The following is a 20780-nucleotide window of genomic DNA, read 5'->3' on the forward strand; positions in this document are numbered from 1 at the left end:
GTGAAATCGCCTCAGGAACGTCGAGGTGGGCGACCGGATCGGATTGCCTTCGCCGGCACGTTCCGCCCGCCGGAGGCGCGCTGAGAGGGCCGACCGGGTGTTCCCGTTGGTTTGGACGGCGTTCTACGGACGTGAAATTTGCTCACATCCGTACAAGTGAACGGCTCTGGCGCCGCCTGGGGTGTGGGGCTGTTACCGAGCCGTGGCCGACGATCGCCCGGACGGCCGCGGAGCCGGGGCCCGGAACGTCATGAACGACCCGTTCAGGACGCCGGACGCGGTGGACGACCCTCCCTGACGTCGGCTCCCGCCGCGGGTCGGGAACTCAGGAGCTCTGGCGCTGTCCGAACATCGTCACGCCGACCGGCGGCAACCCGACGACACTGGCCATGACCTGGCAGAACGCCTGCCCGTGCGGGAGCAGCCCGGCGTCCGTCGGCGTCCACGACGCCCGCAGCTCCAGATCGTCCGTCCGCGCCGGGCCGGAGATGTCGCCGAAGCGGGCCGACGACGTCTCCGTCACCGTGCCGCCCAGCGCCGTCCAGCTCGCGCCCGACACCTCCAGGGCGTCGGTCAGCCACGACCAGCCGACCGCCGGCAGGAACGGATCCGCCGCCAGTTCCCGATCCAGCTCCGCACGCACGTACATGACCAGCCGCAGCACGCCGTCCCAGCCCTCTTGGCCTTCGGGGTCGTGCAGCAGGACCAGCCGGCCCGAGGCCAGTACGTCCGCGGGCCCGGCCACCTCGCAGCTGACCGCGTACGACCACGGCGCGAGCCGCTGCGGCGCCCGCATCGGCTCCAGCAGCACCTCCCGGCGGGGCCGGACGGACTGCAGCGCCACAACTGCTTCACGGAAGAGTTCGGGCACTGGCGTCATCGCGGTCACGCTTCGACTTTAGGGCGGACACGCCCCGTTGCGGGCGCAGGCGCGCCGAGAGAAGGGCCCCACCGGGCTCGTGGCACGATTGACGGCGATGTCTCCGACCACGCCCCTGCCGCAGCGAGCCGTTCCGTCCGGCCGCCGCGAGCTGCCCGAAGCCCCGTTCCTGGCCGCCGCGCGCGGCGAACGCCCGGCCCGCACGCCGGTCTGGTTCATGCGCCAGGCCGGCCGCTCGCTGCCCGAGTACCGCGCGCTGCGCGAGGGCGTTCCGATGCTCGACGCCTGTTTCGACCCCGAGATGCTCGCCGAGATCACGCTGCAGCCGGTCCGCCGGCACGACGTCGACGCGGCCATCCTCTTCAGCGACATCGTCGTGCCGCTCAAGGCCGCCGGGGTCGACATCGACATCGTCCCCGGCACCGGTCCGGTGGTCGAAGCGCCGGTGCGCGACCTCGCCGCCGTGAAGGCGCTGCCCGAGCTCGAGCCGGACCAGGTCGCCCAGGTCGCCGACGGCGTCGGGCTGCTGGTCGAGCGGCTCGGCGGGACGCCGCTGATCGGCTTCGCCGGCGCGCCGTTCACCCTGGCCAGCTACCTCATCGAGGGTGGTCCGAGCCGCAACCACGAGCACACCAAGGCGCTGATGCACTCGGAGCCGGCGCTGTGGCACGAGCTGGCGGGCCGCCTGGCCGACACCGCGCTGACGTTCCTGCGCGCCCAGCTCGACGCCGGCGTCGACGCGATCCAGCTGTTCGACTCCTGGGCGGGCGCGCTGTCGGAGCGGGACTACCGCGAGTTCGTGCTGCCGCACTCGGCGAAGGTCCTCGACGGCGTCGCCGCGTACGGCGTGCCGCGGATCCACTTCGGCGTCGGCACCGGCGAGCTTCTCGGCGCCATGCGCGACGCGGGCGCGGACGTCGTCGGCGTCGACTGGCGGATCCCGCTGGACGAAGCCGTGCGGCGGCTGGGCGGGCACGCCGTCGTGCAGGGCAACCTCGACCCGGCGCTGCTGCACGTGTCCTGGCCGGTCCTCGAAGCCGAGGTCCGCCGGATCGTCGAAGAGGGCAAGGCGGCCGACGGCCACATCTTCAACCTCGGCCACGGCGTGCTGCCGGGCGTCGACCCCGACGTGCTGACCCGCGTGGCCGGGCTGGTGCACGAGCTGTGAAGCGCGTCGCGGTCGTCGGCGGTGGTGTTTCCGGGCTGACCGCGGCGTACCGGCTGCGGCGGCTGCTCGGCGACGGCGCCGAGATCGTCGTGTTCGAGAAGACGAAGACGCCGGGCGGGAAGCTGCGCACGGCCGAGCTGGCCGGCGTTCCGTACGACGTCGGCGCCGAGGCCTTCCTCGTCCGCCGTCCCGAGATGCTCGGGCTGGCCCGCGAGCTGGGGCTTGACGTCGTGCACCCGACGAAGGCGCGCGCGAAGATCCACGCCGGTGGCGCGGTGACCGGCCTGCCGCCGGGCACCGTCATGGGTGTTCCGGCGTCGGCGGAGTCGGTGGCCGGGGTGCTGTCGGAGGCGGGGCGGCGGGCCGTCGAGGCCGAGCCGTCGCTGCCCGCGCTGCGGCTGCCGGGCGGTGACCTTCCCCTCGGGCCGCTGCTGCGCGAGCGGTTCGGCGACGAGCTGGTCGACCGGCTCGTCGACCCGCTGCTCGGCGGCGTCTACGCGGGCGGTGCGGACGGCCTCGGCCTGCGCGCGACCATGCCCGGCCTGGCCGCGGCGGTGGCCGCGGGCGCCGGTTCGCTGACCGCGGCGGCCCAGTCACAGCTGCCGGCGAACCCGTCGTCGGCGCCGGTGTTCGGCACCGTGCCCGGCGGCCTGGGCACGCTGGTCGACCGGCTCACCGAGCTGTCCGGCGCCGAGCTGCGGACCGGGCTGCCGGTCTGCGAAATCGACCGCCACGGCACCGGCTGGCGGCTGAGGATCGGCGCGAACCCCACCGCGCACGCGCCCGCGGACAACACGGTCGAGGCCGACGCGGTGGTGCTCGCGGTGCCCGCGCCCTCGGCCCGGCGGCTGCTGGCCGACCTGGTGCCCGCGGCTTCGGCGGCGTTCGGCGAGGTCGAGCTGGCGTCGATGGCCGTGGTGGCGCTGGCGTTGCCGCCCGGCACGCGGCTGCCCGACGCCTCGGGGATCCTCATCGGACAGGGCGAACGGGACGCTTCGGGCGTGCCGTACGCGGCGAAGGCGTTCACGTTCTCTTCGCGGAAGTGGGCGCACTTCGGCACCGGCCCGGTGCTGGTCCGCGGGTCGGTCGGGCGCTTCGGCGAGCTGGGCGCGCTGCAGGCGGACGACGTCGAGCTGGTCCGCGTGGTCCGCGACGACCTGGCGCGGCTGACGGGCGTGACGGCGGCGCCGATCGAGACCCTGGTGACGCGCTGGGGCGGCGGCCTGCCGCAGTACGGCACGGGCCACCTCGAGCGCGTGGAGCGGATCGAGAAGGCGATCGCCGGGGTGCCGGGGCTCGCGGTGGCGGGCGCGACCCTGCACGGCGTCGGGCTGCCGGCGTGCGTGGCCACGGCCGAAGCGGCGGCCCAGCGGATCGCCGCGCACCTCTCTTCGTGAGTGCTCTCACCTGACCCGTGGCAGCGGCCGCGTCGCCGCGGTGACAGGATGGAAGCATGGCGCGGGTCAACTACAACGAGCTCAACGACACCATCCGCTACACCACCTGGTCGGTCTTCCGGATCGAGCCCGGGCGGCTGGGCGAGGACCGCGGGACGGCCGGTCGCGAGACGACCGAGTACCTCGACGGCCTGGAGGCGAAGGGTGTCGTCGTCCGCGGTGTCTACGACCTTTCCGGCCTGCGCGCCGACGCCGACTTCATGATCTGGTGGCACGCCGAGGAGATCGAGCAGGTCCAGGCGGCCTACTCCGGCTTCCGCCGCACGCCGCTCGGCCGCGCGTCGACACCGGTCTGGAGCCAGACGGCGCTGCACCGGCCCGCGGAGTTCAACAAGAGCCACATCCCGGCCTTCCTCGCCGGCGAAGAGGCGCGCAAGTTCATCTGCGTCTACCCGTTCGTGCGCTCCTACGAGTGGTACCTGCTGCCGGACGCCGACCGTCGCAAGATGCTCGCCGACCACGGCAAGGAAGCCCGCGACTACCCGGACGTGCGCGCCAACACCGTCGCGTCGTTCGCGCTGGGCGACTACGAGTGGATCCTGGCCTTCGAGGCCGACGAGCTGCACCGGATCGTCGACCTGATGCGCCACCTGCGCGGCACCGAGGCGCGGCTGCACGTGCGCGAGGAGATCCCGTTCTACACCGGCACGCGCGTGCCGCCCGCCGAGCTCGTCGCGGCCCTGCCCTAGTGCGCGAGATCCTGGACGGCGTCTGGCACACCCTCACCGGGCAGACGCCGGGACCGGTCGAGCTGACCGGCGCCGAAGACGTGCTGCCCGGCCCGTACCGGGTGGCGGCCGCCGCCACGGCCTCCGTCGCGGCGGCGACCCTGGCGGCCGGCGAAATGCTGAAGCTGCGCGAAATCGACCCCGGCGTCGTCACGGCCGACACGCGGCACGCGGCGGCGGCTTTCGCGAGCGAAGGGTTCTCGCGCGTCGAGGGCGCTTCGCCGGAGTCGGTGTGGGCACCGCTGTCGGGCAACTACCGCACGGCCGACGGCTGGGTGCGCCTGCACTGCAACTACCCGCGCCACGAAGCGGCGGTGTGCTGGGGGCTCGGCGTGCCGGGGACGCGCGAGGCCGTCGAAAAGGCGGTCGCCGGACGCGGCGCGCGCGAGGTCGAGCACGCCGTCGTGTCGGCCGGGGGAGCGGCGGCCCAGCTGCGCTCGCCCGAGGACTGGGCCGCGCACCCGCAGGGTTCGGCGGTGGCTTCGCTGCCGTTGGTGGACTTGGCGCCGATCGGCGAAGCGCCGAAGCGGACGTTGTTCTACTCGGACCGTCCGCTGGGCGGCATCCGGATCCTGGAGCTGACGCACGTGCTGGCCGGCCCGGTGGCCGGCCGGGTCCTGGCCGCGCACGGCGCCGACATGCTGCACGTCGGCGCGGCGCACCTGCCACGCGTCGAGGCGCTGGTGCGCGACACCGGACAGGGCAAGCGCTCGACGTTCGTGGCACTGGACACCGAGGGCGGCCGCGCGCGGCTGAAGAAGCTGATCAGCCGGGCTGACGTGCTGGTGCAGTCGTTCCGCCCGGGAGCACTGTCCCGCATCGGCTTCGGGCCCGCGGAGCTGGCCGAACTGCGGCCGGGCCTGGTGATCGCCGACTTGAGCGCGTACGGCTGGGAAGGCCCCTGGGCCCGGCGGCGCGGGTTCGACAGCCTGGTCCAGATGTCGAACGGCATCGCTTGGGACGGTTCGGGCGACCCCGCGCCGTTGCCGGTCCAGGCCCTGGACCACGGAACGGGCTGGCTCGCGGCGGCGGCGGTGATGACGGCGTTGCACCGCCAGGTAACCGACGGCGGCACGTGGCGGGTCCGGCTTTCGCTGGCCGGCACGGGCCGGTGGCTGGATTCGCTGGGGCGCAAGGATCCTGCTGGTGCGGACGTCGAGTTCGGTGACTTGCTGGAGGACGTGGACAGCGGTTACGGCCGGCTGACGCGAGTCCGGATGGCGGGTGGGTTGCCGGGTGCGGAGCCGCGGTGGGACTTCGGGACGCGGGTGCCGGGTGTCGACAAACCGACTTGGACCCCTTAGCGGCGTCTAGTACTTCGGTCAAAAGAGATGCTTAAGTCTCGTATGGCTCGGTGCCCAATCTGCGCCCATATGCGCGGATGTGCCGAGGCTGTCCCACGTGCAGGTGAGATCGGTCGAGTTGGGTGCCCGAGGTAGACGGTGCTGCTTGTCCGAGAGCCTGCGCGATTTGGTCCGGGTGGACGCGTACGCGCACGGGTCGCCAGAGAGCACTGGCGCGGGCAGCGAATCGGTAACTTTCGGCGCACCCCCGTAAGGTATCGCTTTGCCCATCGATGGCGAGGCGGCCGTATTCGACGGCGACGAGCCGCCGACGTTGTTGATGACGCGGGAAAAGGCCGCCGGGTGCCGGGTCGAACGGCCGGGCCGGCACCCGGCCGAACACTCGCCTCATCGGGCAGCGTCGCCGAAATTGCGTAACGCGGCCGTACAGCCCTCCGACTTGGCTCCATGACACACCGGCCGCATAACGGTTGTAACCGGCGCGGGCGCCGCATGGGCACCGTCGAGGAGGGCAGTTGATTTCACCGTTCGTGCTGCGCAAGCAAGTATCCGCCGCTCATCGGCGCCGTTACGCGCCGGGATTGCTCGACTGCATCGTCATCGCCGCGACGGCTGCCTGCTCCGGCCAATCCGCGGATTCGAGCACCACTGTCCTCCCGGCACCGGCTTTTTCGGGCGAAGTCACCGAAGTCACGCCGACGACATCCGCCGGTGGTGATCTTCCGAGCGGCCACGCACTCGTTCTGGCCAACCACTCACTGCTCCAATTCGTCACTCCTGAAGGCAAACTGGTGGCAGCCCGGGAATATCCCGGTTCCGGCCGGCCGATCACGGATCTCGACAAAGCGTCCCTCGACCCCTCCTACACCAAGATCGCCTCCCTCGGCGAGCCGGTCCCCTACAAAGCCACGGCGATGTCCTACGACGCCGGCTACATCACCTTCGACGGCGAGTTCCACCCCGTCGCTCCGGCCCAGGGAAGTTACGCCAAGCGCCGCCTCTACACCGGGGCGCTGTTCATCGGCGATCAGCTCGCGGCCGCCGTCGACAACACCACCTTGGTCTGGGCCGCGTCCGGCGAACCGGTTCCGGGTTATCCCGATCTCACGGGGATCGGGGGAGACGGCTACGTCGGCCCTGCCTGCGTGCTGGACACCGTTACTCGTGGCCAGGTTTGTGAAGAGAACGGCCGGATCACCGTGACGATCTCGAAGTCGAGCCGCAGCACGTTCGGAAAGGAAGTGCCGGCCGGTCCGGTGCTCGGCGTCGCGCGGGACGGTTCCGCGATAGTCCGTTCGCCGGACGACCGCCTCTATTCGGTGAGCCGTAGCAGCGGCGCAGTGCGTGCCTTGACCCCCGAAAGCGATTTTGTTCCCAGCAGCGCCGCGGTGTCACCTGACGGCGGCACCGTCGCCTTCACTGCGGATCGCGACAGCTCCACAGCTCTCTTCCTCGTGCCGGCTTCCGGAGGCACACCGGCCCCAGTGCCGGGCTTCACCCCATCCCCCGGGGCCAGGCTGCGCAGCTGGCTGGGCTGATTCGCGCGCCGCGGAAAGGAGAACGATGTCGGTCGTCCAGGCGATGAGCCTGACCGTTACCCAAGCTGATGTGCTCTACGTGTCTCAGCAGATCAAACGAGACCTCGGCGCGATGCAACAGAGTTATCCCAGAATCGTGAGCTGGGAACGGATCAACACGCTGGACCTGTCGTTCAGCACCTTTCTGATCAACGACGCCGTGACCACGATCGGCTTGAGCATCGAGGATCCGGCCCAGGAGCACGAAGTTCTCCACGAACTGCGTTACACGATTTCGTACACCGGCGACGGCAGTCGCATGGGAATCGGCGGGCGGGCCATCACCCGGGTGCCCGTGCCCTCGAGCGCCCGGCTGACGGCTTGGGTCCGCTGGAGCAAGCACATGCGTGAGCTCCCGATCGAAAAGCAACGGCAGATCATCCAGGGCACGTCGTGGGGACTGCCGAGCGTTCCGGGCCAAAGCGGCGGCCGGACTTTCGTCGGCAAATATTCCGGCGGACAGTACACCGGATATGGCACCTACGCGTCCGGGCCGCTGTCGGCCCAGGCGGAAGAGTACAGGTGGAGGGGCTGATGACGAACCTGACGTTGGACGTGGCCTTGAAAGGCCGGAACCCGATGTCGATGGTCCTGCCTGCGCAGGACATCATCTCGACGAACCTGGTGGTCTCCCCCACGAACCCCAGCCTGCCCACTTTGACGTCGGTGGAACGGATCAACAGCCGGATCAGCGACTTCGGCATCGTGCTCGACGATCGAGCGCAACTCGACCGGCTGGCCAAGATCGTCAACGTGCACTATTTGAGCACCCCGCGGGCCAACTGGGTGGACACGACACTGCGGCTCTCGGGCGAGCTGGTGGCCGGCGAGCCGGATCAGCAGGCCCTTCGCGCTGTGCGTGCCGTGCGGGCACCCACCCTCCACGCCGCGGAAACCCTGCTGCACACCGAATCTTCCGGCAATCCCCTGGCCCGACGGCCGGCCGAAACCAAGCTGGTCGACTCGATCACCAGCGCCGTCCAGGCCGATAAACCGGTCTGGAAGAGCAACGGGGCGAAGATCGCCCTCTACATCGGCAAAACCCTCCTCGACATGATTATCACTCAGATAATCGGCGTGCCGCTTGTGGACATTCTCCGTCACGCGGTCGCCGGGATCGGACCGGTGGCCTGACCATGGTCAAAGCCCAGGAAAACGTGGCCCAGCGGCTGGAATTCCGGCTACGGCGACGGGAAGCCGTCGAGCCCGACGGGCTCCGCGAGGCAATCCACCAGCAGCTCCTCGGTATCCCCATCGAGGAATCCGCGACCGGCACGATGCTACGGGTCAGCCTCCCGACCGGGCGCACCCTCGACGTGGTGCTGTCGGCGGTGTCGGCACCGGGTCAGGTGACGGCGAACACGTCCATCGAGCTCGAGAACACGGCCGAACTTCCGGCCGGGCCGGTGCCCCAGGTGCCAAGCGCGATCAGCGAAGAACTGCAGCACTACCTCTCCGCCGCCTACGTCGTCTCCGCGCAGGACACGGAAGGCATCCTGAAGGCAGAACAGCGATTGGCCCGGCTGCACGGCATACCGGCGAACGACGTGGTCGGCGACATCGTCACGCGGCTGCGCGACGACGATTGGTTCCATTCCTGGGCGGCCAACCACCACGGTAAGTCCACTTTGGGCTTGCTGCAGGCGGTACAGGAAAGCACGTCGCTGATCCTGCTGCACGGCGACCCGGGCACCGGCAAGTCGGCGCTGATGCGTGCCATAGCGCCCGTATGCGCCCGTGCGCTCGGGCAGGACACGCTGTTCGTGCAGCTCAACGAACGGCTGCGCGGACAGGGCATTCAAGGCCGGGCCGGCAGCGAGCTGATCGAGGTCATCGAGACCATTTACCAGGCCGCCGCGCGGCACTCGCTGCCGACCGTCGTGTTCCTCGACGAAGCCGACGCGGTGGCGAGCTCCCGCGGAAGCTCGGACACCGGTTCGGGCGCACAGGAAAACCTCGCGATCGTGGACGGCTTGATCGTCGCGCTCGACCGGGCCAGCGGGCGATCCGGTGCCCGGCTGGTCTTCGTGATGGCCACCAACCTGCCGGATCGGATCGATCCGGCGGTGCTGCGCCGCGCCACGGTCTACCCGTTCGAGCGACCGTCCGCCGACGCCCAGCTCCGCATCCTCACCGACCTGCTGGGTGACATCTTCCCGGACAAGGACCTGCGGCGGGTGCACAAGGCTTTCAGCAGGCCGGAGCATCCGCTGACCGCCGCCGACATCCTCAACCAGGTGGTGACCCGGGCCGTGCGGGAAGCGGTGGCGCAGAACCAGCCGGTGCGGCTGGACCGGCTGGTTCAGCTGGCCGAGCTGGCCGTCGCCAGCTCGCCGGTGATGGTCAGTGCGCGGGCGCTGCCTTCCGCGGCATTACAGCAACTACCAGCAGGCTCAAGGCGGTAACCGCCAGGACCACGATCAGTGTGATCTCCCTGGCGTGCACCGTTCCGGAACTTGGAAGAAGATCGAGGTCACCGCGGCCAGGCTTGTCGTCGCCGAGGGCGATCACCGGGATTGTCGCGAAGCTCAGGCTGATACCCACACCGATCACGAAGAACTCCGGCGCGAGGGCCCACACGCCGATGTTCGTTCCGTACTGAACGACGAGGAGCAGGACCCAGCCGCAGCCATGAGGTCGATCGTCAGGCCGATGAAGATCGGGCGGTGAGCTGAACCGCCGGTGTGAAACATGTGCGGCCAAGCCGGGCTTTCGACCCCGCGTACGTTCCAGAGATCCGGTCCGCATTGCTCGACCGTTCCGCATGTCGTCACGGTTCATCAATAAGCCGAGCCCGAGTTTGCGGCCACCCGGTGGAATCACACTGGTTTGTTCGTGTAAGTAAAAGACTGCTCCTGAATCTCATCGATGACGGCCCCCTGGGGCGTTCGACAGCACTGTCCGGAAGTGCGACGTAGAGATCACTCTCAGACTGTCGATCGAAAGAGTTACGGCCCTGTGTTCATCGAGCCGGAAGTTTGCGAGCCATTAGATTCCTTGACTCGTCTCACTCGGGCGTAGGCTCACCGCCCCATCTTAGGCTAGGCGGACCGGGACTCCGGCGTTCGCGACGACGCCTGCCCACTGCTTACTACCGGCGCCGGAGGCGGGAAACCAACCCCCGCTTGGGCTTCGGCAAGTGACCTTCCGCGATCAACCACGTCACGAAAGCATCCGCGTAAGCCCCCGACCGCTCCGTATCCCGCTTGGGCCGCGAAGCGTTGAACTCCGCGAACAACGGCCCGAACCGCTCCCCAAGCGCCTCCGCCAACTCAGGCCGCTGGTAGGCCAGCACCCGCCCGTGTTTCCGGCGCAGGACCTGAGCCTCCACCCGCAACCGCGCCGCGTCGAAACCCGCCGGCGCCGGCCCGTCGGCCAGCAATGCCCGGAGCAACGAGGCCTGCTGGGCCGCCAAATCCGCGCGGCTCACACCGTCACCGCCGCCCGCAACGCTGCCAGCTCCGCCGCCAGCTCGTCGTCGGTCGGGTAGTCGTCGTCGCGTTCCAGCAGCACTCCCGGTGGGTCCGTCCGGTGGCGCAGCTCGGTCAGCAGCGCCAGGACCTCCGGCAGCACCGGGTGCGCGTGGGTGTCGTGGTAGACGCCGTCGCGCTCGATGCCGCCCGCCATGTGCACGTACGCCAGCCGCTCCCACGGGATGCCGTCGAGGAACGCCGCCGGGTCCGTGCCGATGTTGCGGGCGTTGGCGTAGAGGTTCGCGACGTCGATGATCAGCCGGCAGTCCGTCCGCTCGGTCAGTTCGGTGAGGAACTGCTCTTCGGTCAGCTCCGCGCCGGGCCAGTCCAGCACCGCCGCGATGTTCTCCAGCGCGAACGGGACGTCCACGATGGACTGCGCGAGCCGGACGTTGGCCACCAGCACGTCCAGCGCCTCGCGGGTGCGGGGGAGCGGCATCAGGTGACCCGAGTCGAGCCCGCCCGCGCGCACGAAGCACACGTGGTCGCTGACCAGCGGCGCGTCCAGGGCCCGCGCGATCTCCGCGAGGTGCTGGACGCGCCCGGTGTCGAGCGGTTCCGCTCCGCCCAACGACAAGGACACGGCGTGCGGCAGCACCGGCAGGCCCCGCTTGCGCAGCGCGTCCAGCGTCTCCGGGAGGTGGTCGGCGTGCAGGTTCTCCGCGACCACCTCCACCCAGTCGACGCCGGGCAGGCGGGTGATGGACAGGTCGAGCTCGTGCCGCCAGCCGATCCCGATGCCCAGCTCACCCACCGCAGCCACCTCCGCCGCACGACGAGCCGCCGCCGCAGGAAGATCCACTGCTGCACGACGACGAACTCGAGCAGGACGACCCGCCTGACGACCCGCCGCCGCCGGCGGAGCCCGCCGTCGGCATCAGGGCCGTGCTCAGCTCTTCGTCCGGGTAGTGCGCCATGCCGCCCAGCGCGACCGCCGCCGCGGCTCCGCCGAGCAGCACGCCCCCGGCGAGCATCCCGGCCGGCACCGGCCCGCTCGCCGCGGAGCGTGCCTGGCCGAGCAGGCGGCGGCCCGCGCCCGACGGCTGCCGGGGCCCGGTCTTCGACCGGCGGACCGCGGCCACGATCGTCAGCACGGCCGCGATGAGCACCAGGAACACCAGGACGCCCACCGGACGGCCCAGTGAGATGCCGTTGACCAGCCGGACGACGCCCAGCACCAGCACGGCCAGCTGCAGGACGAGCCCGAATGTCCGCGACTGCCGCTTGGCCGCCGCCGAAGCCAGCAACCCCCGCTGGTCGAGGCCCTCTTCCAGAGCGCGCATCGCCGCCGAGCCGCGGACCTTCGCGCGGATCGTCGAGGTCGTCTTCAGCTTCGCCACATCGGCGACCGCCCGCTCCAGCGGGTCGACCGGCCGCGTCCCGGCCTTGCTGATCTGCCGGTAGCTGTTCACCCGCAGCTGGCCGCGCTCCACCAGCGCCGCGATCGCGGTGTCTACCGCCCGGTCGGGCCCGCCGGCCAGGAAGGCCAGCTCGTAGACCGTCGGCGGCGGGCCGGGCCGCTCGTGGTCCGCCCGCAGCGCCCGGCTTGCGGCGACGCCGGCGACGATGACCCGGATCAGCAGCACCGCGCCGAGCAGTGCGATGTAGAGGACCACGAAATCCGGTCCGGAGATGCCCCACGGGTCGGCCATCGCCCGTCTCCCCTCACTGAGTTGCGGTTACCGTAGCTGTCAGACGCGAGCGGTCGCGTCGGCGTTTCAACCGCCGCAACCCCCGCCGCCACCGCCACCGCAGCCGCCGCCACCCCCGCCGCCGCAGGAGCTGCCGCCACCGCCGCACGAGCTGCCGCCGTAGTAGCCGGCGACCCCACCGCCGCCGGCCGCCGCCCACCGGCCGCGGCGGCTGTACTGGCGGGTGACCGAGACGACCGTGGAGCGGCTGACGGCCAGCCGGACGTCCTTGTCGGGGTGGCTGTCGAACCCGCCGGCCGCGACCGCGCCCGCCGAGCCGGACGTCAGCCCGCCGGCGCGCTCGGCTTCGCGGGCCGCGGCGCGCCCGGCGGAGGTGGCCTTGACCTCGGGCGCGTTCGCGGCGCGGGTCGTGACGAAGATGGCCGCGACCAGGCCCAGCAGCAGCAGGCCCAGCAGGAAGCCGACGGGGTGCCCGGTGGAGCTGCCGGCGATCAGGCGAACCACGCCGAACACGACCAGCGCCCAGTACGCGACGGCGGTGAACACCCAGGTCAGTCGCACTTTCCGGGCGTCGACGAGCAGGCCGCGCGCGATCAGCCCGTTCTCCAGGTCGACCAGCGCCGGGTGGTGCCGCACCTCGCGGCGCACCGAGTCGACGGCGGTGCCGGTTTTGCTGATCCGCGCGAGCGCCGATCGGCCCAGGTCGTCCGCGTCGCTGCCCCGGACGCGGTGCACCCGGCCGGTGCCGTCCATCCGGATGGTCTGACGCTCCAGCAGCCGGGCGACGACGAACTCGCCGGCCCGCGTGCGCCCGCCGGTCAGGAGAGCCAGCTCTTCGGCACGCTGCGGGACGCCGCCCGCGCGGCCCCGCCGCAGCAGCAGGGTCCGCACCGCGGCGTAGCCCGCGGGCAGAAGCAGCAGGCCCAGGTAGAGGCCCGCGAACAACGGGCCGGGAATGCCCCAGGTGTCGGTCATGATGCCGCCCTCCCTCGTCCGTGTGCGGAGACTACGTTCGAGGAAGGGCGGCGGGTTGCCGGCTTAAGGCAGATTTAGGACTGGGGTACCAGTTTCAGGGAAATCGAGTTGATGCAGTAGCGCTGGTCGGTCGGGGTCGGGTAGCCCTCGCCCTCGAAGACGTGCCCGAGGTGGCTGTGGCAGGAGCCGCAGAGCACCTCGATGCGCTTCATGCCCATGGTGCGGTCTTCGCGCAGCAGCACGGCGTCGGAGTCGGCCGGGTCGTAGAACGACGGCCAGCCGCAGTGGCTCTCGAACTTCGTGTCGCTGCGGAACAGCTCGGCACCGCACGCACGGCACTCGTAGACGCCGGTGGTCTTGGTGTCGGTGTACTCACCGGTGAACGGCCGTTCGGTGCCGGCCTGGCGGAGCACGGCGTACTCCTCCGGGCCCAGCTCCGCCCGCCATTCCTGCTCGGACTTCACGACGCGTGGGGTGGCGCCGACAACGGGTTTCATACCTTTCACCCGTTCCACGTTACGCCGCGAGCCACGCCAGGGCGTGCACCACGATGTCCCATGCGGCGACTATCACGCCGAGCACGATGAGCACCACGATCAGGGCCGACACCCAGTACCGGAGCCCGCCGAGGCGGTTGCTGGAGTCGGCGAAGTCGGACACGCCGTCCAGCGCGGCTTCGATGGTGTAGTTGGGACCGGAACGCTCGATCCGGTCGAGGTGCTCGGCGAACGCGCGCGCCTCCGGGTCGTACGGGTCCAGGCCGACCAGATCCTCGTGGAACCGAGGATTCTGGCCCGGCAGCGAAGCTCCGTTGTCGGCCATGCTTCCACGGTAGGCCATCGGCGCCCGTCAGCCCACCAGCGGCGCGTTAAGTCTCAGAGACCGGTGTCGGGGTTCGCGTCGAGCTTCGTGTTGCTGTCGATCAGCAGCTGTCCGCCGACGAGCACGATGTGGTACCTCCGGCGGGAGCCGTTGAGCTCCATCGTGATGTCCAGCGAGCCGTCGGCTTTGTTGCCCGCCGCCGTGGCCGACTTCCAGCCGCTGAGGTCACCCTTGTGGGCGCCCCAGTAGGACCTGTACTCGTCCTGCGAGCCGTAGACCGCCTGGGCGGCGGGGGTGAGATAACTCCAGCCGTTCTCGACGTTCGGGTAGTAGCTGTTGGCGAGCAGCCGGCCCGCTTGGCCGTAGTCCGTGATCTTGCCCTCGGACGGCGTCTGGCCCAGTTTGCCCGACGCCGGGGCGTCGTCCGGGCTGCTGGACTTCGAGGACGGCTGCCCGGTGGTGGGCCGGCTCGGCGACTGGGCGTTCGTGGTGCCGCCCGTGCCGCCGTTGCCGCCGGAGTTCGCCACGAGGAACACGATCACCGCGAGCACGACGACCGCGGCACCCGCGCCGGCGAAGATCGCGTACTTGCGCTTGTTGTCCGGCTTCGAGGGGGCGGATGAGTACTGCGGGGCCCTGGCCGTCGGCGCGGCCGCGGCCATCGCTCTGGGCGGGGTGTTCGGCGGCGCGGCCGGGGACCGCATCGGCATGAACGCCGCGGTCGGGCGCGGCGGGTTCGACGGCGCCTTGCCCGCGGGCACCGGCGTGCCGACCGGCGGGGACGACGGCGCCGGCTGGTCGGTGCGCTGCCACGGCGGGCGGTCGCCGCTCTCGGCGGGTGCGGCGGGCTTGCGGCCCCCGCCACCCGAGAGCAGCGGCGGTGACGCCGACATGCCGCCCGGCTCGGTGCGGGCCAGCGCGGCCAGCCGCTCCCGGGCCTCGGCCATGCTGGGCCGCTCGCCCGGCTCGCTGCGCAGCAGGCTCATCAGCAGCGCGGTGGCCGCGCCCGCCTGCACCGGTGGGTTGATCTGGCCGTTCGCCGCCGCGTAGAGCAGCGCGAGCTGGTTGGTGGTGTTGCCGTACGGCGTGGTGCCTTCGATCGCCTGGTAGAGGGTCGCGCCGAGGGCGAAGACGTCGGAACTGGGCACCGGGTCGGCGCCGCGGGCCAGCTCGGGCGCCAGGTAGGCGGGGGTGCCGCCGATCAGGCCGGTGGCCGTCAGCGTCATGTCGCCGGCCGCGCGCGAGATGCCGAAGTCGGTGATCTTCGCGGTGCCGGTCTCGTCGATGAGGATGTTGCCCGGCTTGACGTCGCGGTGGACGATCCCGGCGCGGTGCGCGGCCACCAGGGCGGACGCCACCTGCTCGCCGATGCGGGCGATCCGGCCGAGCGGGAGCGTGCCCTCCTGGGCGAGGATCGTGGAGAGGCTGGGCCCGTTGAGGTACTCCATCACCAGGCACGGGTCGCCGTTGTGCTCGGCGATGTCGAACACCACGATCGCGTTCGGGTGCTGGAACCGGGCCGCGTTCTTCGCCTCGCGCATCGCGCGCTGGCGCATGTTGTCGCGCTCGGTCTCGGACACGCCCGGCTGGGGGAGGATCTGCTTGATCGCGACGTCGCGCTCGAGGCGCACGTCGGTGGCGCGCCACACGACTCCCATGGCACCGCTACCAATGTGCTCGACGAGGCGGTAGTGCCCCGCGATCAGCTGACCGGTGTCGATGGCGGCTGCTCCTGACGAAATTCCCGGTGATGGTGGCCCTGCTCAGCGCGTTTCCGCTTCGCGCACCCGATCGAGTGTAGCGGTCGGCCTTGTGCTGTTCGCGTCAGCCAGCCGGTCCGGCGGGCTCCGGTTCGGGCACCGGTCCCGCCGGGACCCGTTTCCGGAACACCCTGACCAGTCCGATCGCCCCGGCCAGCGCGAACGCGCCGTAGCAGGCGAGCAGCGCGGGCGGCGTGTCGCCGGTCAGGGCGTCGCCGAGGACGACCACGGCGACGGTGCCCGGCACGCTGCCGAGCAGCGTACCGGCCAGGTACGGGGCCGGCCGCACGGACGACACGCCGCAGAGGTAGCTGAACGGCGCGAACGGCACCACCGGGATGAGCCGCAGCGAGGTGATCGCGAGGACGCCGCCGTCGGAGAGCCGGTCGTTGACCTTCCGGACGGCGGACCGGTGCAGGTGCCGGGTGACCAGGTCGCGGCCGAGCAGCCGGGCCAGGCCGAAGGACAGGCCGGCCGCGACGGTGGTGGCGACCAGGCCGATGGCGATCCCGGCGGCAGTGCCGACCAGCAGGCCGGCGGCCAGGTTGAAGACGGTGCGCGGGATCGGCGCGACGGTGAGCAGCGAGTACGCCACGAGCAGCACGAGCGGGGTGGCGGGCCCGGTGGCGGCGGCCCAGGCCCGGAGCTCGGCGGGCCCGGGGATCGGCAGCAGCACCACGGCCGCCACGAAGAGGGCGGCCACGGCGAGCGCGACGATCAGCTTGGTGCGGCCGGACACCCGCTCCAGCCTACAGACGGCACTTTCACGTGAAAGTGCCCACCTGGGGCCCGCACTTTCACGTGAAAGTGCGGGCAGGTTCGCGGGGGCCGCGCGGCGCGATCACCGCTAGCGTGCACCGCATGCCCAAGCACGGTGACCCGGTCGAGTACGAGGTGGGCGGGCGCACCGTCCGCGTCTCGAGCCCGGACAAGGTGTACTTCCCCCAGCGCGGCATCACCAAGCGGCAGGTCGTCGAGCACTACATCGCCGTCGGCGGGCCCCTGCTGCGGGCGATCGGCGAGCGGCCGACCACGCTGAAGCGCTACGTCGACGGCGTCGAGGGCGAGTGGTTCTACGCCAAGCGCGTGCCCAAGGGCGCGCCGGACTGGCTGGAGACCGCCGAGATCACCTTTCCGTCGGGCCGCAAGGCCGCCGAGGTGTGCCCGACCGAGCCGGCCGTCTTCGCCTGGGCGGCCAACCTGGGGACGTTCGACTTCCACCCGTGGCCGGTCCGCCGCGCCGACGTGGACCACCCGGACGAGCTGCGCATCGACGTGGACCCCCCGGACCGGGCCGGGTTCGCCGACGCGGTCGAGGTCGCGCAGGTGGTCCGCGAGGTGCTGGCGGACGCGGGGCTGACGGGCTACCCGAAGACCTCCGGCGGCCGCGGGGTGCACGTGCTGGTGCGGATCCGGCCGGAGTGGGACTTCGTCGAGGTCCGCCACGCGGTGATCGCGCTGGGCCGCGAGGTCGGGCGGCGGATCCCGGAGAAGGCGACGATCGCCTGGTGGAAGGAGGAGCGCGGCGGCCGCGTGTTCCTGGACTACAACCAGGCGGCGCGCGACCGCACGGTGGCGTCGAGCTGGTCGGTCCGCGGCACCCCACGCGCCACGGTGTCGACGCCGCTGACGTGGGACCTGCTGCCGGAGGTCGACGCGGACGACTTCGACGTGCTGACGATCCCGGCGTTCCTGGCCGCCCACGGCGACCTGCACGAGGCGATGGACGCGGAGGCGTTCGGCCTGGAGACGGCGCTGGAGTGGTACGAGCGCGACCTGCGCGACCACGGGCTGGGGGACATGCCGTACCCGCCGGACTACCCGAAGATGCCGGGGGAGCCCAAGCGGGTCCAGCCCAGCAAGGCGCGGCCGGAGGCGTGACGTCACGGCTTCCGGCAGCTGACCGACGTCACGCTCGCCTTGGGCACGACCTTGGTGTTCTTGGTACTCATGACGGTGCGGTCGACGCGATAGGAGGAGCCGCCTTGCGAGTAGGCGGTCTCGATCAGCTCCCCGGAGCTGTCACCCGAGATGCTGTAGGTGATGTCGCACTCCCAGAGCAGGGTGCTCGCGCCGAGGAAGGTCAGCTTCGGTTCGACGATGACGTTGCACCCCGCTGAGCCGAAGCACTGCTTGGAGATGACCGCCAGCTCGACGGAGTAGTCCTTCGCCGTGGGCTCGGGGAGGACGGGCTCGGTGGTGGTCGGCGCGGCGAAGGCCGGAATCGAAGGACTGGTGGTGGCGGGCGCCGCCGCGTCGCGAGGCCGGACCCCGCCGTCGGCGGAGACCCAGGTTCCGCCGGGGCCGACGCACGGGGCCGCCTGGGTCCGGTCCAGGCACGGGCTCGAGGACGTCTTGCCGGAGGCGATCGCGAGCACGACGCCCAGCGCCAGGGCGGGGATCACGAGCGCCGCGCCGACCACCCACGGCCACTTCCGGCGCTGTGGCCGGGCGGGGAGCGGCGGGGGATACGGCACCGGCGGGCCGGGCGGAAGGGGAACGGACATGGCTGCCTCCGAGACTCTTGTGCCCGGGACTGACGCCGTGGCCGCGTCCGGTGTTACTCAGCGGCACCGGAATTCCCTCGATCGATACCGCCTGTAATCAACGCCACAACAGTGCCGCGGGCCACTTCCGCACCCCAGAACTCGTCAAAGGCTTAATCGAAAGCCCACACCGGAAAACGCGGAGTGATCAGTTCGCTGCCCGCTGTCGCCTTTCGGGTCACAAATGGCGTACGGCCGCCTCGGTGGTCTCGACCACCGGCTCCGACGGCGTAACGTGCGTTCCCGGATCGACGACTCCCCGGAGACATGTCCTGGGGCTAGTTCGAGGGAGGCCCTCAGTGGACGACCTGATCGCTTTCCTCGCCGCGCGCGTGGGCGCGCGGCAGGCGATGATCATGCAGGCCGTCAACAAGGCCAAGGCCGGTGACGCCATGAACCGCGGCGAGACGAAGGTCGCCGTGGAGCAGAAGATCCGCGGGCTGACCGACCTGGATCTCGACGCGGTCAACCAGATGATCAACGAGATCGAGGCGACCCGGCGGATCCTGCTCGCGCACCGCACCACGGTGTCGGAGAAGGTGCCCGGCTTTCCGCTCTACGGCAGCGAATACTGGTGTGAGACCTGCCACGTGCCCGCCGACGAGGCCGGCTCCAACTGGTGCCTCACGCTGCGCCTGCTGGCCCTGCCCTACACCGACCACCCGGACTACAGCGAGCGGTGGCGCCCCTGACGGGAATCCCGTCCCGCGCCGGGCGTTGCACCCGGGGTGAAGCTTTCCGTGCTCGACCGCTCGCCGGTGCGGCGTGACGGCGGGACCGCGCGGGCGCTGAGGGACACCGTCGCGTTCGCCGCCGACGTCGAACGGCTGGGCTACCACCGGTTCTGGGTTTCCGAGCACCACGGCGTGCCCGGGGTCGCCGGGTCCGCGCCGACCGTGCTGGCCGCCGCCGTCGCGGCCGCGACGAGCCGGATCCGCGTCGGCACCGGGGGCGTCATGCTGCCGAACCACCGGCCGCTGGTCGTCGCCGAGCAGTTCGGTGTCCTGGAAGCACTGCACCCGGGCCGGATCGACATGGGACTGGGCCGCTCGGTCGGCTTCACCGGCGGTGTCCGCGAGGCGCTCGGGCACGGCAAGGAAGCCGCCGACGACTTCGGCGCGCAGGTGCGGGAGCTCCTCGGGTTCTTCACCGGCGAGCACGCCTATCCGGGCGTGCACGCCTACCCCGCCGAGGGGCTGCGCGTGCCGCCGTTCCTGCTGGCCACAGGGTCCGGCGCCGACCTCGCCGCGGAGCTCGGGCTGCCGCTGGTGATCGCGCCCGTCCGCGGTGAACGCGCCCTGACCGAAGCCGTGACGCGCTACCGCGACGGCTTCCGGTCGTCGGAGTGGGCGCGGGAACCGTACGTCGTCGTGTCGTCGGCGATCGCCGTCGCGGACTCGGCGGCCGACGCGCGCCGCCTGCTCGTCTCGGAAGCGTGGGCGACGGTGTATTCGCGCTCCCACGGCGTCTTCCCGCCGCTGTCGCCACCCGCGGAGGTCCTGGCGCTGCCGATGACCGACCGCGAGCGCAGGCGCCTCGAGGAGACCCTGGACGGCCAGATTTCGGGGACGCCGGCCGAAGTGGCGGACCGCCTGGGCGCGCTCGTCGCGGCCGCAGGCGCCGACGAAGTCCTCGCGACGACGGCCGCCTACGACCAATCCGCGCGGCTCGATTCTTTCGCCGCGCTCGCCGAACTGGCCGATCTTCCCGCGCTTGCGTGAGGCGATTTCCCGATACCCGGATATCGCGTCGAAGAATTACCGGGGGCAATTCCCGGAGCTCACCCGAGAATGAACGGCAGCCGCGCGAACAGGTCGCCCAGGGCCTCGCGCTCGGCGTCCGTCGGCGAGCGGCGGCCCGTCGCCACCAGCAGCACGTCCGGGTCGGAGAACGACGGCGGGAACTCCGCCCCCGCGATCTTCTCCAGCATCGACCGCGTCCGCGCCAGGCCTTCGGCCGGCGGTCCCGGCACCGAAGGCACGTGGGCCACCAGGTCCAGGTGGTGCAAAGTCCACTCCAGCACGTACGCGGAGAGGTAGTCGCCCGCGGTGAGCACCATGTCCTGCGTCGCCACCCGCATCCCCGGGTCGGCCAGCCCGGCCGCGCGGCCCGCCGCCGCGCCGACGTCGTCGAGGTGGAACTTCAGCAGCGCCGGGTCCTCGTACGCCGCCGACAGGCGGACGATCAGCGCGTCCAGCGGATCGTCGCCGGAGGGCGGTTCGGAAGACACCGCCCAGTACGTCACCGCGTCGTGCGTCACCGCCGGGGAAGCCGGCGTCACGAGCGTGATCAGGACGTCCTGGGCGTCGATCACCAGGTGGCACACCAGGTCCCGGACCAGCCACCCCCGGCAGCCGGACGGCTTCGCGAAGTCGTCGTCGGGCAGGGCGGCGACCGCGGCCCGCAACGCCGCCCACGTGCGTGTGAAGAGATCCACG

22 protein-coding genes are annotated in these 20780 nt (G+C 71.3%); 11 read left to right on the forward strand and 11 right to left on the reverse strand.

Annotation, left to right across the window (positions count from 1 at the left end):
- Window positions 1–325 precede the first annotated feature (325 nt).
- The gene (locus tag ACZ4TR_RS25660) at window positions 326–889 is read right to left on the reverse strand and encodes a DUF3000 domain-containing protein (protein WP_364519119.1); all 564 of its coding nucleotides are present in this window, start codon (window positions 887–889) and stop codon (window positions 326–328) included.
- Window positions 890–977: 88 nt separating this feature from the next.
- Between ACZ4TR_RS25660 and hemE the strand changes: the two genes are divergently transcribed.
- From hemE to ACZ4TR_RS25700, 8 genes are all read left to right on the forward strand, one after another.
- The gene (gene hemE, locus ACZ4TR_RS25665) at window positions 978–2048 is read left to right on the forward strand and encodes a uroporphyrinogen decarboxylase (protein WP_465289353.1); all 1071 of its coding nucleotides are present in this window, start codon (window positions 978–980) and stop codon (window positions 2046–2048) included.
- Window positions 2045–3445 (forward strand): protoporphyrinogen oxidase, encoded by a 1401-nt coding sequence (gene hemG, locus ACZ4TR_RS25670; RefSeq protein WP_465289354.1) that lies wholly within the window; start codon window positions 2045–2047, stop codon window positions 3443–3445. The genes hemE and hemG overlap by 4 nt, the downstream gene beginning before the upstream one ends.
- 56 nt (window positions 3446–3501) lie before the next feature.
- A complete protein-coding gene (gene hemQ, locus ACZ4TR_RS25675; protein ID WP_364519113.1) occupies window positions 3502–4194 on the forward strand; it encodes a hydrogen peroxide-dependent heme synthase in 693 nt (230 codons plus the stop codon).
- Between the two features lie 8 nt (window positions 4195–4202).
- On the forward strand, window positions 4203–5537 hold the full coding sequence (locus tag ACZ4TR_RS25680; RefSeq protein ID WP_465289766.1) for a CoA transferase: 1335 nt from the start codon (window positions 4203–4205) through the stop codon (window positions 5535–5537).
- 515 nt (window positions 5538–6052) lie between these two features.
- The gene (locus tag ACZ4TR_RS25685) at window positions 6053–7075 is read left to right on the forward strand and encodes a TolB family protein (RefSeq protein ID WP_465289355.1); all 1023 of its coding nucleotides are present in this window, start codon (window positions 6053–6055) and stop codon (window positions 7073–7075) included.
- Window positions 7076–7100: 25 nt separating this feature from the next.
- A complete protein-coding gene (locus ACZ4TR_RS25690) occupies window positions 7101–7649 on the forward strand; it encodes a hypothetical protein (protein WP_465289356.1) in 549 nt (182 codons plus the stop codon).
- The gene (locus ACZ4TR_RS25695; protein ID WP_465289357.1) at window positions 7649–8248 is read left to right on the forward strand and encodes a hypothetical protein; all 600 of its coding nucleotides are present in this window, start codon (window positions 7649–7651) and stop codon (window positions 8246–8248) included. The genes ACZ4TR_RS25690 and ACZ4TR_RS25695 overlap by 1 nt, the downstream gene beginning before the upstream one ends.
- Window positions 8249–8271: 23 nt before the next feature.
- Window positions 8272–9519: an AAA family ATPase gene (locus tag ACZ4TR_RS25700; RefSeq protein ID WP_465289358.1), complete on the forward strand. Its 1248-nt coding sequence runs from the start codon at window positions 8272–8274 to the stop codon at window positions 9517–9519.
- 686 nt (window positions 9520–10205) lie between these two features.
- Here ACZ4TR_RS25700 and ACZ4TR_RS25705 read toward each other — a convergent pair.
- The 8 genes from ACZ4TR_RS25705 to ACZ4TR_RS25740 form a co-directional block, all read right to left on the reverse strand.
- The gene (locus ACZ4TR_RS25705) at window positions 10206–10544 is read right to left on the reverse strand and encodes an SCO6045 C-terminal-like domain-containing protein (protein WP_465289359.1); all 339 of its coding nucleotides are present in this window, start codon (window positions 10542–10544) and stop codon (window positions 10206–10208) included.
- Window positions 10541–11341, reverse strand: coding sequence for an MbnB/TglH/ChrH family RiPP precursor modification enzyme (locus ACZ4TR_RS25710; RefSeq protein ID WP_465289360.1), 801 nt, complete (start codon window positions 11339–11341; stop codon window positions 10541–10543). The genes ACZ4TR_RS25705 and ACZ4TR_RS25710 overlap by 4 nt, the downstream gene beginning before the upstream one ends.
- A complete protein-coding gene (locus ACZ4TR_RS25715) occupies window positions 11334–12239 on the reverse strand; it encodes a TIGR04222 domain-containing membrane protein (RefSeq protein ID WP_465289361.1) in 906 nt (301 codons plus the stop codon). Before ACZ4TR_RS25715 ends, ACZ4TR_RS25710 begins: the two co-directional genes overlap by 8 nt.
- 66 nt (window positions 12240–12305) lie before the next feature.
- Window positions 12306–13214 (reverse strand): TIGR04222 domain-containing membrane protein, encoded by a 909-nt coding sequence (locus tag ACZ4TR_RS25720; RefSeq protein WP_465289362.1) that lies wholly within the window; start codon window positions 13212–13214, stop codon window positions 12306–12308.
- 74 nt (window positions 13215–13288) lie between these two features.
- Entirely contained in the window at window positions 13289–13711 is a 423-nt protein-coding gene (gene msrB / locus ACZ4TR_RS25725; RefSeq protein ID WP_364523244.1) for a peptide-methionine (R)-S-oxide reductase MsrB, read from the reverse strand.
- Between the two features lie 19 nt (window positions 13712–13730).
- A complete protein-coding gene (locus ACZ4TR_RS25730) occupies window positions 13731–14036 on the reverse strand; it encodes an aminotransferase class IV (RefSeq protein ID WP_285483171.1) in 306 nt (101 codons plus the stop codon).
- Window positions 14037–14089: 53 nt separating this feature from the next.
- Entirely contained in the window at window positions 14090–15694 is a 1605-nt protein-coding gene (locus tag ACZ4TR_RS25735; RefSeq protein ID WP_465289363.1) for a serine/threonine-protein kinase, read from the reverse strand.
- Between the two features lie 166 nt (window positions 15695–15860).
- A complete protein-coding gene (locus tag ACZ4TR_RS25740; protein ID WP_465289364.1) occupies window positions 15861–16535 on the reverse strand; it encodes a TVP38/TMEM64 family protein in 675 nt (224 codons plus the stop codon).
- A gap of 122 nt (window positions 16536–16657) precedes the next feature.
- Here ACZ4TR_RS25740 and ACZ4TR_RS25745 point away from each other — a divergent pair, with 122 nt between their 5' ends.
- Window positions 16658–17677, forward strand: coding sequence for a DNA polymerase domain-containing protein (locus ACZ4TR_RS25745; protein ID WP_465289365.1), 1020 nt, complete (start codon window positions 16658–16660; stop codon window positions 17675–17677).
- A 2-nt stretch (window positions 17678–17679) separates the two neighbouring features.
- On the opposite strand, the gene ACZ4TR_RS25750 is transcribed toward ACZ4TR_RS25745, so the two are convergent.
- Window positions 17680–18303: a hypothetical protein gene (locus ACZ4TR_RS25750; RefSeq protein WP_465289366.1), complete on the reverse strand. Its 624-nt coding sequence runs from the start codon at window positions 18301–18303 to the stop codon at window positions 17680–17682.
- Window positions 18304–18641: 338 nt separating this feature from the next.
- On the opposite strand from ACZ4TR_RS25750, the gene ACZ4TR_RS25755 reads away from it, so the two are divergent.
- Both ACZ4TR_RS25755 and ACZ4TR_RS25760 read left to right on the forward strand, forming a co-directional pair.
- Window positions 18642–19034, forward strand: coding sequence for a DUF6221 family protein (locus tag ACZ4TR_RS25755; RefSeq protein WP_155542325.1), 393 nt, complete (start codon window positions 18642–18644; stop codon window positions 19032–19034).
- Window positions 19035–19070: 36 nt separating this feature from the next.
- Window positions 19071–20063 (forward strand): MsnO8 family LLM class oxidoreductase, encoded by a 993-nt coding sequence (locus ACZ4TR_RS25760; RefSeq protein WP_465289367.1) that lies wholly within the window; start codon window positions 19071–19073, stop codon window positions 20061–20063.
- A 59-nt stretch (window positions 20064–20122) separates the two neighbouring features.
- On the opposite strand, the gene ACZ4TR_RS25765 is transcribed toward ACZ4TR_RS25760, so the two are convergent.
- Window positions 20123–20779, reverse strand: a complete 657-nt coding sequence (locus ACZ4TR_RS25765) for a maleylpyruvate isomerase N-terminal domain-containing protein (protein WP_465289368.1) — start codon at window positions 20777–20779, stop codon at window positions 20123–20125.
- Window position 20780: the final 1 nt, after the last annotated feature.

Source organism: Amycolatopsis sp. NPDC028719 (assembly GCF_055565395.1).

What these genes read in the sequence shown, in the direction of transcription:
- ACZ4TR_RS25730 (WP_285483171.1), bottom strand. Translation starts at nt 14,036, where the DNA reads ATGGCCGACAACGGAGCTTCGCTGCCGGGCCAGAATCCTCGGTTCCAC.
- ACZ4TR_RS25695 (WP_465289357.1), top strand. Translation starts at nt 7,649, where the DNA reads ATGACGAACCTGACGTTGGACGTGGCCTTGAAAGGCCGGAACCCGATG.
- ACZ4TR_RS25720 (WP_465289362.1), bottom strand. Translation starts at nt 13,214, where the DNA reads ATGACCGACACCTGGGGCATTCCCGGCCCGTTGTTCGCGGGCCTCTAC.
- ACZ4TR_RS25745 (WP_465289365.1), top strand. Translation starts at nt 16,658, where the DNA reads ATGCCCAAGCACGGTGACCCGGTCGAGTACGAGGTGGGCGGGCGCACC.
- hemE (WP_465289353.1), top strand. Translation starts at nt 978, where the DNA reads ATGTCTCCGACCACGCCCCTGCCGCAGCGAGCCGTTCCGTCCGGCCGC.
- ACZ4TR_RS25715 (WP_465289361.1), bottom strand. Translation starts at nt 12,239, where the DNA reads ATGGCCGACCCGTGGGGCATCTCCGGACCGGATTTCGTGGTCCTCTAC.
- msrB (WP_364523244.1), bottom strand. Translation starts at nt 13,711, where the DNA reads ATGAAACCCGTTGTCGGCGCCACCCCACGCGTCGTGAAGTCCGAGCAG.
- hemQ (WP_364519113.1), top strand. Translation starts at nt 3,502, where the DNA reads ATGGCGCGGGTCAACTACAACGAGCTCAACGACACCATCCGCTACACC.
- ACZ4TR_RS25735 (WP_465289363.1), bottom strand. Translation starts at nt 15,694, where the DNA reads ATGGGAGTCGTGTGGCGCGCCACCGACGTGCGCCTCGAGCGCGACGTC.
- ACZ4TR_RS25750 (WP_465289366.1), bottom strand. Translation starts at nt 18,303, where the DNA reads ATGTCCGTTCCCCTTCCGCCCGGCCCGCCGGTGCCGTATCCCCCGCCG.
- ACZ4TR_RS25690 (WP_465289356.1), top strand. Translation starts at nt 7,101, where the DNA reads ATGTCGGTCGTCCAGGCGATGAGCCTGACCGTTACCCAAGCTGATGTG.